General features: G+C 54.7%; 20 protein-coding genes and 3 tRNA genes. 9 read left to right on the forward strand and 14 right to left on the reverse strand.

The window, feature by feature from the left end; genetic code table 11:
• The 3 genes from AUQ43_RS20165 to AUQ43_RS18975 all read right to left on the reverse strand — a co-directional run.
• On the reverse strand, window positions 1–93 hold a 93-nt coding region (locus AUQ43_RS20165; protein ID WP_198157154.1), incomplete at its 3' end, for a GTP-binding protein.
• An 81-nt stretch (window positions 94–174) separates the two neighbouring features.
• Window positions 175–248 (reverse strand) — tRNA-Gly (locus AUQ43_RS18970).
• A 36-nt stretch (window positions 249–284) separates the two neighbouring features.
• Window positions 285–369 (reverse strand) — tRNA-Tyr (locus AUQ43_RS18975).
• A gap of 207 nt (window positions 370–576) precedes the next feature.
• On the opposite strand from AUQ43_RS18975, the gene rlmB reads away from it, so the two are divergent.
• The gene (rlmB, locus tag AUQ43_RS18980; protein WP_062957895.1) at window positions 577–1,449 is read left to right on the forward strand and encodes a 23S rRNA (guanosine(2251)-2'-O)-methyltransferase RlmB; all 873 of its coding nucleotides are present in this window, start codon (window positions 577–579) and stop codon (window positions 1,447–1,449) included.
• A 109-nt stretch (window positions 1,450–1,558) separates the two neighbouring features.
• A tRNA-Thr gene (locus tag AUQ43_RS18985) sits at window positions 1,559–1,635 on the forward strand.
• 60 nt (window positions 1,636–1,695) lie between these two features.
• On the opposite strand, the gene AUQ43_RS18990 is transcribed toward AUQ43_RS18985, so the two are convergent.
• From AUQ43_RS18990 to AUQ43_RS19025, 8 genes are all read right to left on the reverse strand, one after another.
• Window positions 1,696–2,103 carry a GFA family protein gene (locus tag AUQ43_RS18990; protein WP_062957896.1) on the reverse strand — a complete coding sequence of 136 codons (408 nt, stop codon included), beginning with the start codon at window positions 2,101–2,103 and terminating at the stop codon, window positions 1,696–1,698.
• 10 nt (window positions 2,104–2,113) lie between these two features.
• A complete protein-coding gene (locus tag AUQ43_RS18995; protein ID WP_062957897.1) occupies window positions 2,114–2,998 on the reverse strand; it encodes an oxaloacetate decarboxylase in 885 nt (294 codons plus the stop codon).
• Window positions 2,999–3,004: 6 nt separating this feature from the next.
• Window positions 3,005–4,276: a TRAP transporter large permease gene (locus AUQ43_RS19000; protein WP_062957898.1), complete on the reverse strand. Its 1,272-nt coding sequence runs from the start codon at window positions 4,274–4,276 to the stop codon at window positions 3,005–3,007.
• Window positions 4,273–4,761, reverse strand: coding sequence for a TRAP transporter small permease (locus AUQ43_RS19005; RefSeq protein ID WP_062957899.1), 489 nt, complete (start codon window positions 4,759–4,761; stop codon window positions 4,273–4,275). The genes AUQ43_RS19000 and AUQ43_RS19005 overlap by 4 nt, the downstream gene beginning before the upstream one ends.
• Window positions 4,762–4,940: 179 nt before the next feature.
• Complete coding sequence (gene dctP / locus AUQ43_RS19010) at window positions 4,941–5,930, reverse strand: TRAP transporter substrate-binding protein DctP (protein ID WP_062957900.1); 990 nt, start codon at window positions 5,928–5,930, stop codon at window positions 4,941–4,943.
• Window positions 5,931–6,233: 303 nt separating this feature from the next.
• A complete protein-coding gene (locus AUQ43_RS19015; protein ID WP_062957901.1) occupies window positions 6,234–6,788 on the reverse strand; it encodes a GNAT family N-acetyltransferase in 555 nt (184 codons plus the stop codon).
• Between the two features lie 14 nt (window positions 6,789–6,802).
• Window positions 6,803–7,357, reverse strand: a complete 555-nt coding sequence (locus AUQ43_RS19020) for a helix-turn-helix domain-containing protein (protein ID WP_062957902.1) — start codon at window positions 7,355–7,357, stop codon at window positions 6,803–6,805.
• A 139-nt stretch (window positions 7,358–7,496) separates the two neighbouring features.
• Window positions 7,497–7,901, reverse strand: a complete 405-nt coding sequence (locus AUQ43_RS19025) for a RidA family protein (RefSeq protein ID WP_062957903.1) — start codon at window positions 7,899–7,901, stop codon at window positions 7,497–7,499.
• Between the two features lie 143 nt (window positions 7,902–8,044).
• On the opposite strand from AUQ43_RS19025, the gene AUQ43_RS19030 reads away from it, so the two are divergent.
• Window positions 8,045–8,647: a TetR/AcrR family transcriptional regulator gene (locus AUQ43_RS19030; protein WP_062957904.1), complete on the forward strand. Its 603-nt coding sequence runs from the start codon at window positions 8,045–8,047 to the stop codon at window positions 8,645–8,647.
• A 73-nt stretch (window positions 8,648–8,720) separates the two neighbouring features.
• On the opposite strand, the gene AUQ43_RS19035 is transcribed toward AUQ43_RS19030, so the two are convergent.
• Window positions 8,721–9,065: a rhodanese-like domain-containing protein gene (locus AUQ43_RS19035; RefSeq protein ID WP_062958067.1), complete on the reverse strand. Its 345-nt coding sequence runs from the start codon at window positions 9,063–9,065 to the stop codon at window positions 8,721–8,723.
• Between the two features lie 602 nt (window positions 9,066–9,667).
• On the opposite strand from AUQ43_RS19035, the gene AUQ43_RS19040 reads away from it, so the two are divergent.
• The 3 genes from AUQ43_RS19040 (at window position 9,668) to AUQ43_RS19050 (ending at window position 14,694) form a co-directional block, all read left to right on the forward strand.
• Complete coding sequence (locus AUQ43_RS19040) at window positions 9,668–11,614, forward strand: PrkA family serine protein kinase (RefSeq protein WP_062957905.1); 1,947 nt, start codon at window positions 9,668–9,670, stop codon at window positions 11,612–11,614.
• 174 nt (window positions 11,615–11,788) lie between these two features.
• Complete coding sequence (locus AUQ43_RS19045) at window positions 11,789–13,126, forward strand: YeaH/YhbH family protein (protein ID WP_062957906.1); 1,338 nt, start codon at window positions 11,789–11,791, stop codon at window positions 13,124–13,126.
• Window positions 13,123–14,694, forward strand: a complete 1,572-nt coding sequence (locus AUQ43_RS19050; RefSeq protein ID WP_062957907.1) for a SpoVR family protein — start codon at window positions 13,123–13,125, stop codon at window positions 14,692–14,694. The genes AUQ43_RS19045 and AUQ43_RS19050 overlap by 4 nt, the downstream gene beginning before the upstream one ends.
• 89 nt (window positions 14,695–14,783) lie before the next feature.
• Here the strand turns inward: AUQ43_RS19050 and AUQ43_RS19055 are convergent, their stop codons facing one another.
• Window positions 14,784–15,617, reverse strand: coding sequence for a hypothetical protein (locus tag AUQ43_RS19055; RefSeq protein ID WP_062957908.1), 834 nt, complete (start codon window positions 15,615–15,617; stop codon window positions 14,784–14,786).
• A gap of 284 nt (window positions 15,618–15,901) precedes the next feature.
• Here AUQ43_RS19055 and AUQ43_RS19060 point away from each other — a divergent pair, with 284 nt between their 5' ends.
• From AUQ43_RS19060 to AUQ43_RS19070, 3 genes are read left to right on the forward strand one after another with little or no spacing between them, the layout of a single operon-like run.
• Window positions 15,902–17,032, forward strand: a complete 1,131-nt coding sequence (locus tag AUQ43_RS19060; protein ID WP_062957909.1) for a zinc ABC transporter substrate-binding protein — start codon at window positions 15,902–15,904, stop codon at window positions 17,030–17,032.
• Between the two features lie 10 nt (window positions 17,033–17,042).
• Window positions 17,043–17,687 (forward strand): DUF1007 family protein, encoded by a 645-nt coding sequence (locus AUQ43_RS19065; RefSeq protein ID WP_232310751.1) that lies wholly within the window; start codon window positions 17,043–17,045, stop codon window positions 17,685–17,687.
• Entirely contained in the window at window positions 17,635–18,669 is a 1,035-nt protein-coding gene (locus AUQ43_RS19070) for a nickel/cobalt transporter (protein WP_232310752.1), read from the forward strand. The genes AUQ43_RS19065 and AUQ43_RS19070 overlap by 53 nt, the downstream gene beginning before the upstream one ends.
• Here the strand turns inward: AUQ43_RS19070 and AUQ43_RS19075 are convergent, their stop codons facing one another.
• A complete protein-coding gene (locus tag AUQ43_RS19075; protein WP_062957911.1) occupies window positions 18,670–19,539 on the reverse strand; it encodes a LysR family transcriptional regulator in 870 nt (289 codons plus the stop codon).
• Window positions 19,540–19,704: the final 165 nt, after the last annotated feature.

Here is a 19,704-nt window from a genome sequence, read left to right on the forward strand (position 1 = left end):
TGCTGCGGTCAGCGTGGTTTTACCGTGGTCAACGTGGCCGACGGTGCCAACGTTAACGTGCGGTTTTGTACGCTCAAACTTTTCCTTGGCCATTGCCCTCAGATCCTATTATCCGAACCAAAAAAACACGTAGAAACCCACCGCACGAGCCGACGGGTCGCATCATTAGAATATTGGAGCGGGTGAAGGGAATCGAACCCTCGTCGTAAGCTTGGAAGGCTTCTGCTCTACCATTGAGCTACACCCGCATAGTTCTGCTGCGAGCTCTCGCGAGGGCGAGAGAATGGTGGAGGGGGCAGGATTCGAACCTGCGTAGACTAAGTCGGCGGATTTACAGTCCGCTGCATTTGACCGCTCTGCCACCCCTCCATCAGGGTCGTAACGCCATCCGGGTTTGACCCCGGCCTCGTTGCGGCGAGGGAGGGAATACGGTGGACAGCCATGTGTTGTCAACAGCAAAAAAAGCACGAAATCGTATTTCCTTTCCTATATGTTCCCCAAGCTTCGCTTAACAACCGAAACAAAGTGCATTCAGTTCGCCACGTAGTCCCTCAAGGCCCGGAGGTTTCCGCCATCATGTCGCGTCGCAATAAATCCCGTTCAGGAAATCGTCATCAAGGTGATGGTGCGCCCGATGCGCTCCCGCAAGGCGATGAAAACCGTGAAGGCAATTCGCGCCGAGGACGAAAACGTGGCCGTGACGGTGGCGGATCGGGTGGCAATTCGCGCCTGATTCTATTCGGGCGTCACCCGGTGATGATGGCAATTGCCAATCCGCAACGCACGATTCACAAAATCTGGGCGACGGAAAACACCCGTGATGAAGTTACCGCCGCCCTTGCCGATGCAGACCGGACCGACATTGCCGTAGATTCGGCCGGGCGCACCGACCTTGATGAAATGCTGCCGCCAGGCACCGTGCATCAGGGTATGGCAATGCATTGCGCGCCCCTGCCCCAGCTGTCGGTCGAGGAACTGATCGCCGATCACCGCGATTCTGAACAGTGCACGGTTCTGATCCTTGATCAGGTCACCGATCCGCACAATGTCGGCGCGATCCTGCGCAGTGCGGCGGCCTTTGGCGCCTCTGCCGTCATCGTGCCCGACCGTCATGCCCCGCCTGAAACCGGCGTGCTTGCCAAATCGGCCAGTGGGGCACTTGAAACCGTGCCTTATATTCATGCCGGGAACCTGAACCAGACGCTTGATAAGCTTAAAGGGGCGCATTTCTGGCTGGCGGGCATGGATGGCTATGCCACGCAGACACTGGCCGAAGCCAAACTGCATGGCCGCGTCGGGATTGTCATGGGATCAGAGGGTGAAGGGCTGCGTCGCCTGACGCGCGAGAGCTGTGATTTTCTGGTCAAGCTGCCGATGTCAGATCGCATCGAAAGCCTGAATGTATCAAACGCGGCGGCGGTCGCGCTTTACGAGCTGTATCGCAAGTAGGTCACAGCCCGCGAACACGCGCGTTTGAAGGGTTTTCACGGGATGTAAATTTCCCTGCTTCAAACTCTTGCATTCGTCCGCGGCCCGGATTATGTTTCGCGCCGCTCACGCCGGCATAGCTATAATTGGTAGAGCAGCTGATTTGTAATCAGAAGGTTGGGAGTTCGAGTCTCTCTGCCGGCACCATTAAAGAAAACCCCGCAAGCCTTGAGCTGCGGGGTTTTCTTTTGGCGTTGCATCGAAATGTTATTTGGGCAAGCCATCAAGCCCTTCGATTTCATCAAGCCCGTCGTCCCAGCTCGCCTTACTGCCCAGCATGATATGGGCGTTCGGGCGTATCGAGACAGGCGTTTCAAGGCTACCTGCGGGCACCACCAACAGCTTGCCATCCATCTGCGTGTAGGGCACAGCGGAGCCGCATGTCTTGCAAAACGCCTTTTGATGGCGTGTTTCGGGTACGGTGTAGGACTGCGTGTTATCGTAGCCGTCAATCCACGACAGCTTTGCCTTGCGGGAAAACAGGTTGGCCGCATGGGCCGCACCGGTGTCCTTTTGGCAATATTTGCAGTGGCACAGGAAGAACGCATCGAAGCCCCCCGTGACTTCGTAGCGCACAGCCCCACACAGACAACTGCCGTGATGTCTGTCGTCCATTACCTGTCCCCTAGCCGTCGCGTCTGGACGACGCATAGCGTTCCGAAACTTCGTAATAGTCATCAAAGCCGATGCGCTGGCGCAGGTCCGCCCAGCCCATCAGTTTGTCGTCACGTGGCTGGCCGTGCTTCATGGTTTGCAGGCATTCGACCATGGCCTTCATCGCCGCTGCCATCAGCGACAGAGGATAGGCCGCGATCTGATAACCGATGTCCTTGAGTTCTTCGGGTGACAGATCGGGCGTTTCGCCGCCTTCGACGATGTTGGCCATCTTGGGGCCGGGGAGCTCGGCACAAAGGGTGCGCATTTCGTCGACAGATTTCGGGGCCTCGACAAACAGGATATCGGCACCGAGTTCCTTGAACTTCGCCGCACGGTCAATCGCCTCTGACAGGCCGTGCTGATGACGGGCATCGGTGCGCGCCAGGATCAGGATATCTGCCCCGGCCTCGCGGGCGTCGACGGCGGCCTTGATACGGTCAAAGGCCTCGTCGCGACCGACGACTTCCTTGCCCTTGGTATGGCCGCAGCGTTTGGGCGCCAGTTGATCTTCGATCATGACCGCCGCACAGCCCGCCTTGGCAAAGCCGGTGACGGTGCGCCGGACATTCATGGCATTGCCATAGCCGGTGTCGCCATCGCCGATTACGGGGATCGAAACCGCATCGGTGATGTTGCGCGCCTGATCAAGTACTTCGCCATAGGACATCAAGCCTAGATCAGGTTCGCCAATCCGTGCCGCAGAGGTGGCAAATCCCGACATAAAGGTCAGGCCGAATCCTTCCTGTTCGATCAGCTTGGCAGAAAGCGCATCAAAGCAGCACGGCATGGTAATCAGGTCGCCTGTGGCAAGAAGTGCGCGCAGGGCATCGGCAGGTGATTGAGCGTTCGTCATCGGTCTTTACAGCTTGAAGGGAATATAAAGGGCGAGATCGTGCCACAGATACAAAACCGCGGCACAAACAAACATCAGGGCCAGGAACGGCGCAACGCCGCGGGCAACCTCGCCCAGTCGGGCCTTGGCCACGGACTGGATAACATAAAGGTTAAGCCCCACCGGCGGTGTGATCAGGGCACATTCAACCATGATCACCATATAAACGCCAAACCAGATCGGATCGAATCCAAGGGCAAGGGCAGCGGGCAAAAGCACCGGCGTCATGATCAGAACCATGGACAGCGCTTCGAACACCAGTCCCATCACCAGAAGCACGACCGTAACGATCAGTATAAAGGCAAGCTCGGTATCGACCCCTTGGGTGATCATCACCGAAATATCCTGTGGAATGCGATAAAGGGTGATCGCCTTGCCAAAGATTTTAGCCCCGGCAATGATCAAGATGATCGCGACCGTGGTTGCCATGGAATCGAATACCGCCTTTTTAAGGGCATCCCATGTCAGCACCCGCATGATCGGCCCCGTGATGATCAGGGCGGCGGCAAAGCCGATGGCGGCGGCCTCTGTCGGGGTGAAGGCACCGGAATAGATGCCCGATATAATCAGAACCGCCAGAACGACCGATGGCAGCGCGCGGATGGTCGCACGTTTGCGTTCCGCCCAGCCTTTTTTCGGTTCCAGTTCCTGTCCGCCCATGCGGGCATAGATCATCGAGAAGACGATAAAGAACAGCAACAACGCGATCCCCGGACCGATCCCGGCCAGAAACAGCGAGATCACGGATTCTTCGGTGATAAAGCCATAAATGATCATCGGAATGGAGGGCGGGATCAGAATGCCAAGCGTGCCGCCAGCGGCCAGCAACCCGTAAACAAACCGCTTGTTATAGCCACGATTGATCATTTCCGGGATGGCAACCGTGCCGATGGTCGCCGCCGTTGCAACAGATGATCCGGAAATGGCCGCAAACACACCACATGACAGGATGGTCGCCACCGCAAGCCCGCCCGGCCAATGGCCGACCCAGGCACTGACCGCAGCAAAAAGGTCGTTGCCCACACCTGCGCGCAGCAGGATGTTGGACATCAACAGGAACAAGGGCACCGCCAGCAGGATAAAGCCATCAAGCGTGGAAAGAACGGCCTGCGGGGCCATCAGGGGCGAAAAGCCCCCCAGCAACAGCATGGCAAGGCCAAGCCCGCCCAGCGCAAAGGCAACCGGCACACGCATCAAAAGCAGCGTGAACATCGCTGCAAGGGTAAGGACAATCGTCATTCGTGCGCCCCTTTCGGAATATCCTTGCCCCGCGCGAGGCCAACAATCTCGATCACAGCCTGAATGGCAAGCAGCGCAAACCCGATGGCAACCGGCAATTCGGCAATCCACGCAGGCAGATCAAGCATGGTGCCACTGGTGCGGCCGCGTTCGAAACTTTCATAGAAGATTTCCCAGCCCTTGAATGTCACCATCACGGAGAAGGCCAGAATGCAGGTCATGGCGATGATTTCCACAAGACGCTGGATTTTGGGCGAAAGAAGACGGGTGACAGCATCCACCGAAATATGGCGGCGAGCCGAAAGCGCCCAAGGCATCCCCAAAAGCGATCCCCAGATCAGACACAGTTGGGAAAGCTCAGCCGCCCAAATGGTCGGACGGACAAAGAAATAGCGCGCCAGCACTTCATAGGTCAGCATGCAGCCAGCCAGCACAAACAGGATGGCAGCGACCCACGCAAGGGTAAGCGTTAATCGATCAAACATGATTTAAACAGTGCGTGTTGAAAGACGGGGTGTCATCACCGCGACGGGATTAAAGTCCTTTGGAGCCCGTGCGGTGATGACAACAGATCAAATCAGGTTCACTTCACGCCCCGGTCGGCGCCCATATGCAGTCATGTCAGGCATGGCACATGGCACCCGACCGCCGAGCGTTACGGAAATCAGAACTTCTGAGCGGCCTCGAAGACCTGTTTGCCGAGATCACCGGCATCTTCGAGGAAGGCTTCATAGACCGGCTGCGCGACCGAACGCCATTTAGCCAGTTCCTCGTCGGTCGGCTTATAGACATTCATGCCGGCTTCTTCGGCAGCGGCATAAGCCGCGGCTTCGATTTCGCTCATGCGGTTGCGCACATCGGCCTCTGCGTTCATGGCTGCGGTATTGATGATATTGCGCTGCTCATCGGTCAGTCCGTTCCAGAAGTCGGTATTGACCACAACGATGAACTCGATATCGGCATGGTTGGTCACGGTGATGTGGTCCATGACTTCCCAAAGCTGACGCGATTTGACACCGGAAACACCGGTCATACCAATATCAACGGTACCGCGCTGATAGGCGATATACTGCTCGGACCCGGAAATGAGGGTCGGCGCACCGCCCGCGGCAACGGTGAAGTCACCAAGTGTCTTGCCAAACACGCGGACTTTTTTGCCTTCCATGTCGGCCGGACCATGCAACGGAGCATCCTTGGAAAGCATGATCGCACCACCATAGGCCTGCCACCACAGGACGGTCGCACCGGTATCAGCGATTGCGGCATCAAGCGGACCACGCACAGGGGAATCCTTGGCCACCGCCTTGCGGACCTTTTCTTCGGAATCAAAGACAAACGGCTGATAGAAGATATCGACCGCCGGTACATCACCGACATAACGGGTCAGCGATGCCACACCCATTTCAATCGCTCCAGATCCCACTGCTGCCGGGACTTCCTTGTCCTTGTAAAGCTGTGCAGAATCATAGATCTCAACTTCGATGTCACCGTTTGATTTTTCCTCGACCTCGTTCTTGAACATCAAAAGGTTCTGGCCGAGGTGGCTTTTGAGTGGCAACTGAAGCGAAATACGCAGGGTCAGGTCTGCGGCCTGAACGGTGCCGGAAAATCCGACGGCTGCCATCAGGGCGGCAGCAAGAGCAAACTTCTTCATGATGAACGTCCTCCGAGAATTTTTATTCCGTTTTTTTATTCAGGACGGAAAGGATGCGCCCATTTTTCGGCGGTGTTCAACATGTTTTGACTAAGTCGAATCCCTTAGTCAGTTGCCCTTGATGCGGCGCACACAGCTGCCGAAGGCACTGGCAAAAAGACATTGGCAATGTGTGCGCCGGTTTGATTACGGCACTGCGGCAATCAAATTTAGTTGGCCTTGAGTCAGACAAAGACGCCGTTCTGGCATGCCAGAGGGGCTTTTATGAATACAGACCCGAGAATCGTACAGGGTTTCAAACCACTACCTGATGATGCGCTTATACATAACAGTGGTGCCACTCAGCTTTTCTGAGTCCGGATCACGGGCGAAATCGGGGATGATGCCGGTGGTTTCAAAGCCAAGCGATGTATAAAGCACTTCGGCACTGTCCCCCGTGCGAGTGTCGAGCGTCAGAAGCGTTCGGCCAAGTTCACGCGCACGTTTTTCGGCCGCGCTCATCAACAATCTGGCAATCCCGCGACGACGGCAATCGGGGCGGACCATCAGTTTGCTGATATCACCGCGATGGACCTGATTGGGCATGGTGTCGTAATCAAGCTGCACCGTGCCAACCACCCGGTCACCGTCAAGGGCGGCAAACAGAACGCGCTTTCCCCCCATCAGTGCCGGGATGGTCTTGTCGCGCCAGAAGGTGGCAGCCTCGTTTATCGGAAAGGGTTCAATAAAGCCGATGCTGGCCCCGTCATGCACGCAGGCATGGAGCATGTCGGCAAACTGATCAAGGCGGGCTGCGACCTGATCGGCATCAAGGGTGACGACCTTAATGTCAGATGCGAAATGGGCGTTGGACGACATGGCGGCTCTTTCGGTTAGTCGATAATGAAGAGGTGATATTTCGCACCCTGATCAGGCGGCGTTTGGAAGACGTTGCCACCACGCAGCAAATAACGCAGGCAGTCACCCGCCCTTAGCTGGTGTGTTTGTCCGTCGATTTGCATCGCAAGCGCGCCTTCAAGCATCACCAGATGATGTTCAAGGCCGTCACGCGGGGATCCGTCATATTCAATGCGCTGGTCCGGGCCGATTTCGACTTCGATTACCTCGCCCGATAACTGCTTTGATGTCGGGGAGACCAATCGTCTTCGATACCCGGTATCGGGATCGGTCCAAACTTCCTGATCTGCACGCATCACAAGCGGGCCAAAATCATCTTCGACCATCTGCATGAGCCGTGACAGGGTGACACCAAAGGCAACACAAAGCTTTCCAAGCACGCTTGCGGTCGGGCTGACCTCCCCCTTTTCGATCCGTGACAAGCTGGCGCGACTGACCGCACTTTTCTGGGCCAGTTCATCAAGCGACCAGCCCCGCTCAGAACGCAAGCTTGCCAAGCGATGGGCAAGACGTGTTTCTATTTCATCCATAACAAAAACATCCTCGAATCTCTTATCCGGGATTTTTTCCCTATTTTGAGAACAGGTCAAGAAGTAAATACCGGCCCCACTGTCATGTCGGGGCCGGTTCATCACCAAGCCAAAGTGTTATGGCCCAAAAGCCATAGGGTCAGGCATTGCCCGCCGGGATGCGGGCGATGACCTTGATCTCGAAATCAAACCCGGCAAGCCAGTTAACCCCGACGGCTGTCCAGTTCGGATAAGGTGCTTTATCAAACACAGTGCCCTTCACCGCCATAATATCATCGAACTGGTTTTCCGGGTCAGTATGGAAGGTGGTGACATCGATGATGTCATCAAGACTGCAATCGGCCGCTGTGAGGATTGCCTTAAGGTTATCAAAGGCACGCACGACCTGTTGCTTGAAGTCCGGTTCGGGTGATCCGTCTTCGCGACTGCCCACCTGGCCAGAAACAAATAACAGATCGCCGGATTTGATGGCCGGGGAATAGCCATGTGCATCATAAAGTGCATGCCGGTTGGGTGGAAAGACAGGTTGGTTTGCGAGGGCCATGAAGACCTCCTTGTTCGGGTAAAGTTAGTATCTGTGGTATTTCGAATTCGTTTCAGATACGCTGCGTATGTGAAACAGATATATTCACATACGCGACGTACGTCAATTCACATACGTTGCGTATGTTAAATTCGGAGTGCCTGATGGCTGCGAAAACGCGCGCTGAAAAAATGGAAGAAACCCGCATCAAACTGATTGCGGCAGGTCGCAAGGCCTTTGCCGAAAAGGGTTTTGCAGATGCATCAATGGATGAGTTGACCGCAACGGCGGGGCTGACACGCGGCGCGCTGTATCACAATTTCGGAGACAAACGCGGTTTGCTGGCGGCCGTGGTCGATGAAGTGGATTCAGCCATGGCGCAGACGGCGAAGGAAGCTGGCGATGCTGCGGGTGGTGGCTGGAACGGATTGATGGCCGAGGGCCGGACATATATCGAATTGGCCCTTGATCCAGAGATCCAGCGCATTGTGCTGCGTGATGGTCCGGCCTTTTTGGGTGATCCGTCGCAGTGGCCCAGTCAGAACCGCTGTTTGCAGGCAACAATCAAAACACTGACGGAACTGGCCGATCAGGGGGCGATCAAACCGGTCGATATAGAGGCGTTGGCAAGATTGCTGAATGGCGTTGCGATGAATGCAGCCCTGTGGGTCGCGGCAAGTGACAATCCGCAAGACACCCTTCGCAAGGCAATTGCCGCGTTTGAAGTTCTTGCTGCCGGTGCGTTGGTCACGCCTGACAAGAAATGACGTCGCCTGACGGCATCATTCATGCAGGGTGTGCCCGGTCACATTCCGTCCCCTGCCCCGTCATCAAAAAAAGTCAGGTTTCGCTGGCGCCTTCAAGATCAAAACCGGCACGGGTCCAGCTTTGAAGACCACCCTTGAGGTTGCTGACGTCGCAATCAACGTGCTGCAGCACAGCGTTGGCCGCCCCGAAGGAACGCTGACCGACTGAACAGACAAAGACCAGATCGGTGTCACTTTCATCGGTAAGATCAACAAGGGCCGGGATATCGAAGTTTGACGTCGGGATGTTGATCGCGGTTTCAATATGGCCAGTTGCGAATTCTTCGGGTTCGCGAACATCAATGACTGTGACGGCCTCTTCGCCGATCAGGCGATCAAGCTCATGCGGTTCGATAAACTGTACGGTTTCGTCGCTCATTGTGATGTCCTTCGGGGCCGGATCCTGTCTGCCCGTGATAGCGCCGGGCGCGCCCATTACGCAAATGCAAAATATTTTTGGCTTTGGCCTTGGATCAAAAAGCGGCACCAAAGCTGGACTGGTGGTCACTTACATGTGAACAGGGCCACATAATTTTACGGTGTTCGACGGAAGTATCGTCTTGCGAAATCAGTTCCTTATTCCCACGTCTGAATAACAGGGCAATTTGCCTTGGCAGGCTCAAAGGTCACTTTGATGTTCGTTCGACAGAAGCCTGCCCCGACCAGTTCAGTGTCGGTATATCGGTCGCCGCAACGGGGCCCAAAAAAGTCTGATCAAGACTGCAAAACGGCGTAATGGCCGCAACTGCACAATCAAATTTTCAAAGCTTGGCATGTTCCGCCAGAGATTAACCGTGAACGCCTTTTATTAAAACATGACCGTCTGGCGGACTCCCTTCACAGGAGACTTGCCGACGCCACAAAAACAAGGCCGGGCATATCGTGCCCCCTACAAGACAGAACGCATCAATGCGCAAGAACAGGAATGAAACCGGAAACGTAAGTTTGACAGTGCGATAACGTTTGAAAGGAGACCGCGCCATGGCTGAAGACCAGGATATCTTCGAGCTGTATGCGGAAGGCTATGACGGAAAGCAGGAAACTGAACTGACCATCCGCGACTACCTTAATCTGTGTCGCGAAGACCCGACTGCCTATGCCTCTGCTGCTGAACGCATGATCACCGCGATCGGCGAGCCTGAACTGATCGACACCTCGACAGATTCCCGACTTGGCCGCATCTTTCTGAACCGGACCATTAAACGCTATCCGGCTTTCGCCGACTTCTTTGGCATGGAAGAAACCATCGAACGCATTGTCGGCTTCTTCAAATACGCCGCCCAAGGCCTTGAGGAACGCAAACAGGTTCTTTATCTGCTGGGCCCGGTTGGCGGGGGCAAAAGTTCACTTGCCGAACGGCTCAAGGAGCTGATGGAACGTGAACCGATTTACGTGCTCAAGGCGGGCGATGAAATCAGCCCGGTGTTTGAAAGCCCGCTTGGCCTGTTTAACCCGGCCAAAATGGGCGACGCCATCGAGGATAAATACGGCATCCCCAAACGCCGCCTGACCGGTTTGATGTCCCCATGGGCGGTCAAGCGCCTTGATGAATTTGGCGGGGACCTGACCAAGTTTTCGGTCGTTAAACTGATCCCGTCGCGCCTGCGTCAGATCGCGATTGCCAAAACCGAACCGGGTGATGAGAACAACCAGGATATCTCGTCGCTGGTTGGTAAGGTTGATATCCGCAAGCTGGAATATTTCAGCCAGAACGACCCGGATGCCTATAGCTATTCCGGGGGCTTGAACCGCGCCAATCAGGGCATTCTTGAATTTGTCGAGATGTTCAAGGCCCCGATCAAGATGCTGCATCCGTTGCTTACCGCCACCCAGGAAAGCAACTATATCGGCACGGAAAACCTCGGCGCCATCCCGTTCCAGGGGCTGATCCTTGCGCACTCGAACGAGGCAGAGTGGCAAACATTCAAGGCCAACAAGAACAACGAAGCCTTCATTGACCGTATTTCAGTGATCAAGGTGCCTTATTGCCTACGGGTGACCGAAGAAACCATGATTTACGACAAGCTGTTGCAAGGATCGGAGCTTGAACATGGTTCCTGTGCGCCGGGCACGCTTAAGATGCTGGCACAGTTTTCGGTACTGTCACGCCTGCAGGAGCATGAAAACTCCAACCTGTATTCCAAGATGCGGGTTTATGACGGCGAGACGTTGAAGGATGTCGATCCCAAAGCCAAATCCATGCAGGAATACCGCGATACGGCCGGTGTTGATGAGGGCATGGACGGGATTTCGACCCGCTTTGCCTTCAAGGTTCTGTCGGAAACCTTTAACCATGACACGCACGAAGTTGCCGCCGACCCGGTGCATCTGATGTATGTGCTGGAACAGGCGATCCGGCGTGAACAATACCCCGAAGAACGCGAAAAGGCCTATATGGACTTCATCAAGTCCGAACTGGCACCGCGCTATGCCGAATTTATCGGGGCGGAAATCCAGAAGGCGTATCTCGAAAGCTATTCCGATTACGGTCAGAACCTGTTTGATCGCTACGTTGCCTATGCCGATGCGTGGATCGAGGATCAGGACTTCAAGGACCCCGATACCGGTCAGCTTCTGGATCGCAAGATCATTGATCAGGAACTGTCAAAAATCGAGAAACCGGCAGGCATCGCCAATCCCAAGGACTTCCGTAACGAGGTCGTCAAGTTTGCCCTGCGTGCACGCGCCAATAACAAGGGCAAGAACCCGTCCTGGACGTCCTATGAGAAACTGCGCGAAGTGATTGAAAAACGCATGTTCAGTCAGGTCGAGGACCTGCTGCCGGTGATTTCGTTCGGCTCGAAGAAAGACAGCGAGACCGAGAAGAAACACAACGAGTTCGTAAAACGCATGATTGATCGCAAATATACCGAGCGTCAGACTCGCCGTCTGGTCGAATGGTACATGCGCGTCAATAAGGCCGGTTAAGCTCCCCCCTTGTCTTTCCGGCCCGACCGGGCGGGCTTGTCCCTTGTCCGCCCGGTTGCTTCTTCGCCGCAGGATGTGGCTTTGGCCCATCACCCGATGTCACATCCTGCGGACATTCAAGGCGACAACGATCTGCACAACGCGCCTTTGAACCGTGCAAGGATGTGACTGCCCATGCTTTATATTGTTGACCGTCGCAAGAACCCGACCGGCAAGAGCCTTGGCAACCGGCAACGTTTCATGCGTCGTGCCAAGGCCCAGATCAAAAAGGCGGTTGAGAACACCATCCGATCGCGTGGCATTACCGATATCAGCAGCGGCGATCAAATCACCATCCCCGGCAAAACGTTAAAGGAACCGGGTTTTCACCACATGGGACGTGGGGGCAACCGCAACTATGTCCTGCCGGGCAACAAGAAGTTTGTGCAGGGTGATCGCATTGCCCGACCGCAAGGCGGCGATAGCGGTTCTGGCGGATCACAAGCCAGCCCCGATGGTGAAGGCGAGGATGAATTCCAGTTCACCCTTACCCGTGACGAGTTCCTTGATATCTTCTTTGAAGACCTGGAACTGCCCGATCTTCTGAAAAAGAGCCTGAAGCAGACCACCGCGTTTCGAAATGCGCGCGCGGGCTTTTCGGTTGAGGGCACACCATCGAACCTTAGCCTTGTGCGCACAATGCGCAATTCACTGGCACGGCGCATTGGGTTGCGTCGCCCGAAAACGGCCGAGGTACGCGAGCTTGAAGAAAAGATCGCCGCCCTTCAGGTCAAGGCGGAAAAGCGCCCGAATGGCAAGTTGACCAAATCGGATGACGAAACGCTTCATACCCTGTTGGCCGATCTTGAAGAGGCCAAACGCCGGATGAAGGCGATCCCGTTCATTGATCCGATTGATACCCGCTATAACCAGTTTCAACAGATCCCCGATCCCAATACACAAGCGGTGATGTTCTGCTTGATGGATGTGTCGGGCTCAATGTCGGAGCAAATGAAGGAACTGGCCAAGCGGTTCTTCATGTTGCTTCACCTGTTCCTGCATCGCAAATACGAACATGTCGACGTGGTCTTTATCCGCCACACATCGCGCGCGGCCGAGGTTGACGAAGAAACGTTCTTTTATTCGCGCGAAACCGGCGGGACGATTGTTTCCACCGCGTTAGAGGAAATGAAAAAGGTTCTGGCAGACCGTTATCCCACCGATCAGTGGAACATCTATGCCGCGCAGGCATCAGACGGGGATAACTATTCCAATGACGGGGCGAAATGCACCGCCCTTCTGGCAGAGGACCTTTTGCCCAAATGCCAGTATTACGCCTATATCGAAATCACCGACGAGCGCGAGGCCGAGATTTTTGCCGCCGCCGAAGGTGAAACAGCGCTTTGGAAAGCCTATGCGCCGCTGGCGGCAACCCATCCGCAATTTGCGCTGAAACGGGTCACGAAAGCCGCCGATATCTTCCCGGTCTTCAGGGAATTGTTTGCCAAAAACCGTGCGGAGGCGACGCGATGAGCAGCAAGACCAAATCCGCCGACAAACTGCTTTTCACCAGTGCCGACTGGGACTTTGGGACACTCAAAGCCACATATGACGCGATTGAGGATATCGCGCTGAATGAGCTTAAGCTTGATGTCTATCCCAATCAGATCGAGGTGATCACGTCCGAGCAGATGCTCGATGCCTATTCATCGATCGGTATGCCGTTGATGTATCACCACTGGTCATTTGGCAAACGCTTCGTGCGCGATGATGTCATGTATCGCAAGGGCTATCAGGGGCTGGCCTATGAGATCGTGATCAATTCCAACCCCTGCATTTCCTATGTGATGGAAGAAAACACCATCGTCATGCAGGCGCTGGTGATGGCGCATGCAGCATTCGGGCATAATCATTTTTTCAAGAACAATTACCTGTTCAAGCAATGGACAGATGCCGAAGGCATTCTTGACTATCTGCAATTCGCCAAAAGCTATATCGCCAAGTGCGAGGACCGCCATGGCTTTGACGCGGTTGAACGGGTCCTGGATGCCGCGCACGCCCTGATGGAACAGGGGGTCAATCGTTATTCCCGACCAGAAAAACCCAACCTTGCCGCCGAGCTTGAGCGTGAACGCGAACGCGCCAAGTATGAGGACGAGACCTATAACGATCTTTGGCGGACCCTGCCCCAACCGGATCAGGGCGATCAGGACATGGATGAACTCAAACGCAAAATGCGCGTTGAGGAACGCCGTGCGCAGTTCGGTTTGCCAGAGGAAAACCTGCTTTATTTCCTTGAAAAGAACGCCCCGACTTTGCAAGCGTGGGAACGCGAGATTTTGCGTATCGTGCGGAATATCGGGCAGTATTTCTATCCGCAGAAACAGACCAAGATGATGAATGAAGGCTGTGCGTGTTATGTTCACTACGCCATCATGAACAGTCTGTATGACAAGGGCCTGATTTCCGAAGGGGCGATGATGGAATTCATCGATTACCATTCACGCGTGGTGTTTCAGGCCGAATATGATGATCAGCGTTATTCAGGGTTCAACCCCTATGCGCTTGGCTTTGCCATGATGCAGGACATTCATCGCATCTGTGTCGACCCGACCGAGGAAGACCGTGCATGGTTCCCCGACATTGCCGGCAATAACGAACCGGTCGAGACGCTCAAGGAAGCATGGGCGCATTACCGCGATGAAAGCTTCATCCTGCAATTCCTGTCACCCAAGCTGATGCGCGACATGCGGATGTTCATGATCGATGATCAAAGCACGTCACCGCATCTTGAGGTCGCCGCGATCCATGACGACAACGGCTATCGCAAAGTGCGCCGGTCACTTGCCCGCATGCACGACGTTTCAGTCCGCGAACCGGACATGCAGGTGGTTGATGTCGACATCCGTGGCAACCGGCAGCTTTACATCCAGCACACCGAACATGAAGGCATCCGGCTTGAAAAGTCCGAAGCGGAAATGACGCTGGGCTATATCGGGCAGTTGTGGGGGTATGGTGTAACGCTGCAATCTGTCGATTATCAGAGCGGCGAAATCCTGCATGAGACGACTTACACGCCTGATGATTTGACGTCGGCTTGATCAGGCAGCGACACCAAAACACATATGCAGATTTTTCATTTCCGAGGTGGAATAATCTTATTTGGATCAGGCAATGAACCTTAACAGGGTCAATTCCCGGGCCAGTATCGGTAGATATTGGCGCTGTTGCCATCCGTCATTTCCGGGTTATCCAGATCAATGATTTGCAAGTCTGGATGTTCTTTCAGGAACCGGAGTGCATAACCAATCCCGGGATGCTCCTGAAAAGACCTGTCTATCGCCCCATCCTGTGTTGCGGCATGAAATCCTTGTTCGATCAAGTCATGAACGGGTTTGCTGTCCTTGCGAACATAAAAATAGAAATCGTACGGATAGCGCAGCAGCAATTTCGGATAGACGACAAGGTTATGCTGCCTCAACATCCTTTGGACATTTTCTGTTCCGAGTTCATGGATTGCCAGATGCATTACGTCGAACCGGCGCATTTCGAGCATGCCATAAAGGCTAGGTCCCGGCCCTTCCACAACACACAAATCCGCCTGTTTGAGGATAAGGGTATCAACCCAGGAGTGACCGGAACCGATACAGATATCTTTCAGGAGCTCAAGGCTTTCAACACGATCAAATTCTTCGACCATGTCAGCACGGGTGATCAACAAACGATAGCCCTGCAAACCCTTGGTCAAGGGATAATCGATCTGAAGCAGGTGGCGTTCGGCATATCGGTTATATCCGGCAAGGGCCACATCGACCTGACCTTCGTCAAGCATGGCAAGCCCCCGTTTTTGAGACAAGCGATCCGCGTGGATGATTTCCAGTCTGTGATCCCCCGGCGCGTATTGCAACGCCAGTTCGAGCAAGTCTACCTGAAGGGCAAAGTGCGTCTCGCTACCGGTCGGGAGCGGCAACTTGAATGTGTCAGCATACAGGGGCGTGGCCAGTATGAAGGGAAGAATGGCCAAGCCGCACAAACATCTGAAAAAAGAAAACATTACGCTCGCAACTATTCCCCGAAGTTTTAGAAACTTACCTTTGCTAAGTCAGGTGGGGATTGCCACGTTTGGAAACACCCCTTGTGGTCAGTTCGGATCGTAAAAAACGCATCAATCACAATTGATTCGACCCAAATGACAGATCACTGGCGATCATTTTTCCCGATCCTCCGTAATTCTTCTTGACCATTTGTTATGTTATATCATAACAAAGCATATCAAAGATCCAACACTCCTCAAAGCGGACCAGCCACATGCCTTCCTTGTACCCAGCCCTTCGTCGAATTCTGCTAGCAGCCCCGATCATTGTTGCCGCTCCGCTGTCGGCCACCGCCCATGGGGACGATGCCCCGAAAGTTGTGACCTCCATCAAACCGATTCATGGCATCACGAGCGCCATCATGAAGGATATCGGCGAACCGGTACTGCTGATTGACGGGGCATCTTCGCCGCACACCTATGCTTTGCGCCCCAGCGAAGCACGCGCGCTAAGTGACGCCGATCTGGTGATCTATGTGTCGCACGCGCTTGAAGGTTTTCTCGAAAAGCCGCTTCAGAGCCTTTCGGGGCACAGCCATCAACTTGAATTGGTTTCGCTGAGGGAACTGGCACTGCGTGACATGCGTGAAGGCGGTACATGGGAAGGCCATATGCATGATCATGACGGTGATACGCATGAAGAACATGCGGACCATGATGATCATGACGATCACGACGAGATCGCTCATGACGATGACCATGGTCACGGCCACGAAGCCGAACATGAGCACGAAGAGCATGAGAATGAAGAGCATGCGCATGCCCCTGCGCCAGAGCATGCCGAACATGATGACCATCACGAAGTCGACCACCATGAACATGAAAGCGTAGACCCGCATATCTGGATGAACCCGGCCAATGGCGCAACCATTGCAATTGCCATTGCCGATGAACTGGCCGAGATCGACCCGGAACATGCCGACGACTATCGCGCCAACCTGCAGACATTACTTGCAAGCCTTTCAAACCTTGGTAATGATCTTGAGGCTAAGGTTGCACCGGTCCGGGACAAACCTTATGTCGTGTTCCATGATGCGTATCAGTATCTGGAAGCCGGCTTTGGTTTGAATGCCGTCGGATCGATTACTGTTTCGCCAGATCAGAAGCCCGGAGCCAAACGCCTTCATGAAATCGAAGACAAAATCAAAGATACCGGCGCTGTGTGCATTTTTGCCGAACCGCAGTTCCGCCCGGCCATTGTTCAGGCCGTTGTCTCGGATACTGGCATCCGGACCGGCACGCTCGATCCGCTTGGCTCTGACATTCCTGCTGGACCAAACGCCTATCAGGACATTCTGGCACAAAATGTCGACGCCCTTGTCGATTGCCTTGGTAACGGTTCGTAAGCCAGCTTCAATGACGATGGTTGCCGGCATGACCATGCTGGCAACCGCCCCTTCGGCATTTGCGCATCCCCATGTATGGATCGACGCGAATGCCGAATTCGTTTTTGAGGATGACAAGATCACCGCCATTCATGTGCGCTGGTTGTTTGACGACCTGTTTAGCATGGCCGTGATTGACGAGTTCGACCAGAACCATGACACGCGGTTCTTTGGCGATGAAAACACCGCCGTGCGTGACAATGCCTTTGCCGCCCTTGCAGAGTTTTCGTGGCTGACCCATTTGCGTCGCAACGAGGAACTTGTGTCCTTTGCTGGCGCAACCGATTTCCAGGCAGATATCACCGATGATCGCCGGGTAAGTTATGACTTCAAACTGACCCTTGAAACACCGCTTGACCCGATGAAGGATGCCATCAGTCTGTCGGTCTATGATGCCGAATATTATATTGATGTCGCCTACACTCAGGTCGATCCCGTGCTGTTTTCGGGGACAAAGAGCCTGTCCTGTCATTTCGAGATGAGCGAAGATGAAAAGAACCGCATCTATTTTGACCTTGTCGCGCCGGTCCGTGCCGATGTTATTTGCGCGACCAAGGTGGCAGATGGCGGCAGTTCTGGCGGCCTTGCTCCTGGCGATTTCGTTCTCGTCGAGTAATCTGGCATTTGCCCAGTCTTCAAACCTTCTGGGGCGCGGGGCCGTCGATAGCAGCGAAAGCCCCCCTTCTCCGACGCCGGAGCCAGCTGAAGAAAGCCTGATCACCCTGCCCGACTGGTTATCGGGCATTATTGGTCAGACTGTGATCCTGCAAACCAAACTTAACCGTGAAATCACATCCACCCTGCGCGAAGCTAAAAATGGCGACAGTTTTTGGCCGGGCATGGTCATCATTGCGCTGTCATTTGCCTATGGCGTGTTTCACGCGGCGGGCCCCGGCCATGGCAAGATGATCACCACAACCTATTTCCTGTCACGCGACGCCGGGTGGAGACAGGGTGTCGCCATGGGCAGCCTGATTGCCGCCGTGCAGGCCGTATCAGCCATCGTCATGGTTGGTGGACTTACCCTGATCCTTAATCTTGGCCCGGCCGCTGTCACCCGAAACGGCCTTATTCTGGAAGCGGTTTCATATGCCCTGATTGCCGCATTGGGCGCCTTGATGGCGCTTCGCATCCTTCAGGGGCGCGATGACTGCTGCGATCACCACGGACCGGGTGCGCATCACCATGATCACGCCCATCATCATGATCACCACCACAGCGATACCGGTCATCACGATCACGGTCATGACAGTGTCGCTGCCACCCAGTCCAGCTGGCAGATGATCTCAACGGGTATTGTCGCTGGATTGCGCCCGTGTACCGGATCGATCCTTGTTCTGTTGTTTACGCTTGCCAACGGGATGTTTCTGATCGGGGTCGGGGCTGCGTTTGCCATGGCGCTTGGGGTCGCGATTACCATCAGCCTGATTGGACTGGCCGCTATTGGCATTCGCATCGGCACGCAACATCTGTTTAGCTTGTCAGAAACATCATCTGGAATCATCCGCCGTACTGTCGGCTTTGCCGGGGCTGCAACCATCACCCTGTTTGGTGTGATGCTGTTGCTGGCGTCTGCCCGACAACTGGGCTGGTTATAATCAGGATTTGTATGCGGCCGGGATGCTTTCTGTTGCCTTGATCAGGGCATCCATCACCATACGCACCCCGGGCGAGCGGCGCATATCAGGATGCACCACCAGCCAAACCGGCTTGCTTAGTTCGGCCAGACTGTCGTCGGCAACAACTTCCAGACGGTCATCTTCATCTGCCATATAGCGCGGCAGCAGCCCCAACCCGTGGCCTGTGGCAACAAAGGCTTGTACCGTCTGGGTATCATCGGCCTTTACCCGCACGGGCAATTCCCGTTCAAGCGTATCCCAGACCCATCCTTGCTGATAATCGCCAAATGTATTGCGACCATCGGCACAGAATTCCCAGTGTTCCTTTGGTACACGGTCGGTGTAGCCCTTGGCCGCGTAAACGGCATACCGCAAGTCGATCAGTTTGCGGACAATCAAACCGCTTTGATCGGGACGTACCATGCGCACGGCCAGATCGGCCTCACGCCGTGCCAAATTGGCAACAACGCTTGAACCCAGTATCTCATATTCAAGGTTTTTCTGATCACGAAGCAACTCTGCCAGACGGGGCGCAAACAACAGGCGACCCGCACTTGGTGGAACGGCAATCCTGACCACACCGTGGGCTGTCTCGTCCCCGCGTGCCTGTCGTTCGAAAGCCAGAACATCTTCTTCGATCCGTCCGGCAACCGGCACAAGGTTTTCACCTGCGTCGGTCAGCTTCCAGCCTGTCGCAAGACGATCAAACAAACGCGCCCCAAGATCTTCTTCCAGTGCGTCTATGCGTCGGGAAACAGTTGTGTGGTCCTTGCCAAGACATCTTGCTGCGCCCGATAGAGTTCCTTCCTTTGCCACAGCAACAAAAAAACGCAAATCATTCCAGTTCATGACCCCATCCCGGCAAGGGTTACTCAAAATCCATGGCGTGCGTAACGCCGCAAGCGATGTTTCACCATTGCGCAAATTTGCACAACTGTAGCGCATTTTATCGGAATTCATTTGTGTTTTTGCGCATGGCAACCTTGTCGACATCACAAAGCCCCACGATCAAGG

The organism is Thalassospira sp. MCCC 1A01148 (assembly GCF_001613795.1).
Lineage (GTDB): Bacteria > Pseudomonadota > Alphaproteobacteria > Rhodospirillales > Thalassospiraceae > Thalassospira.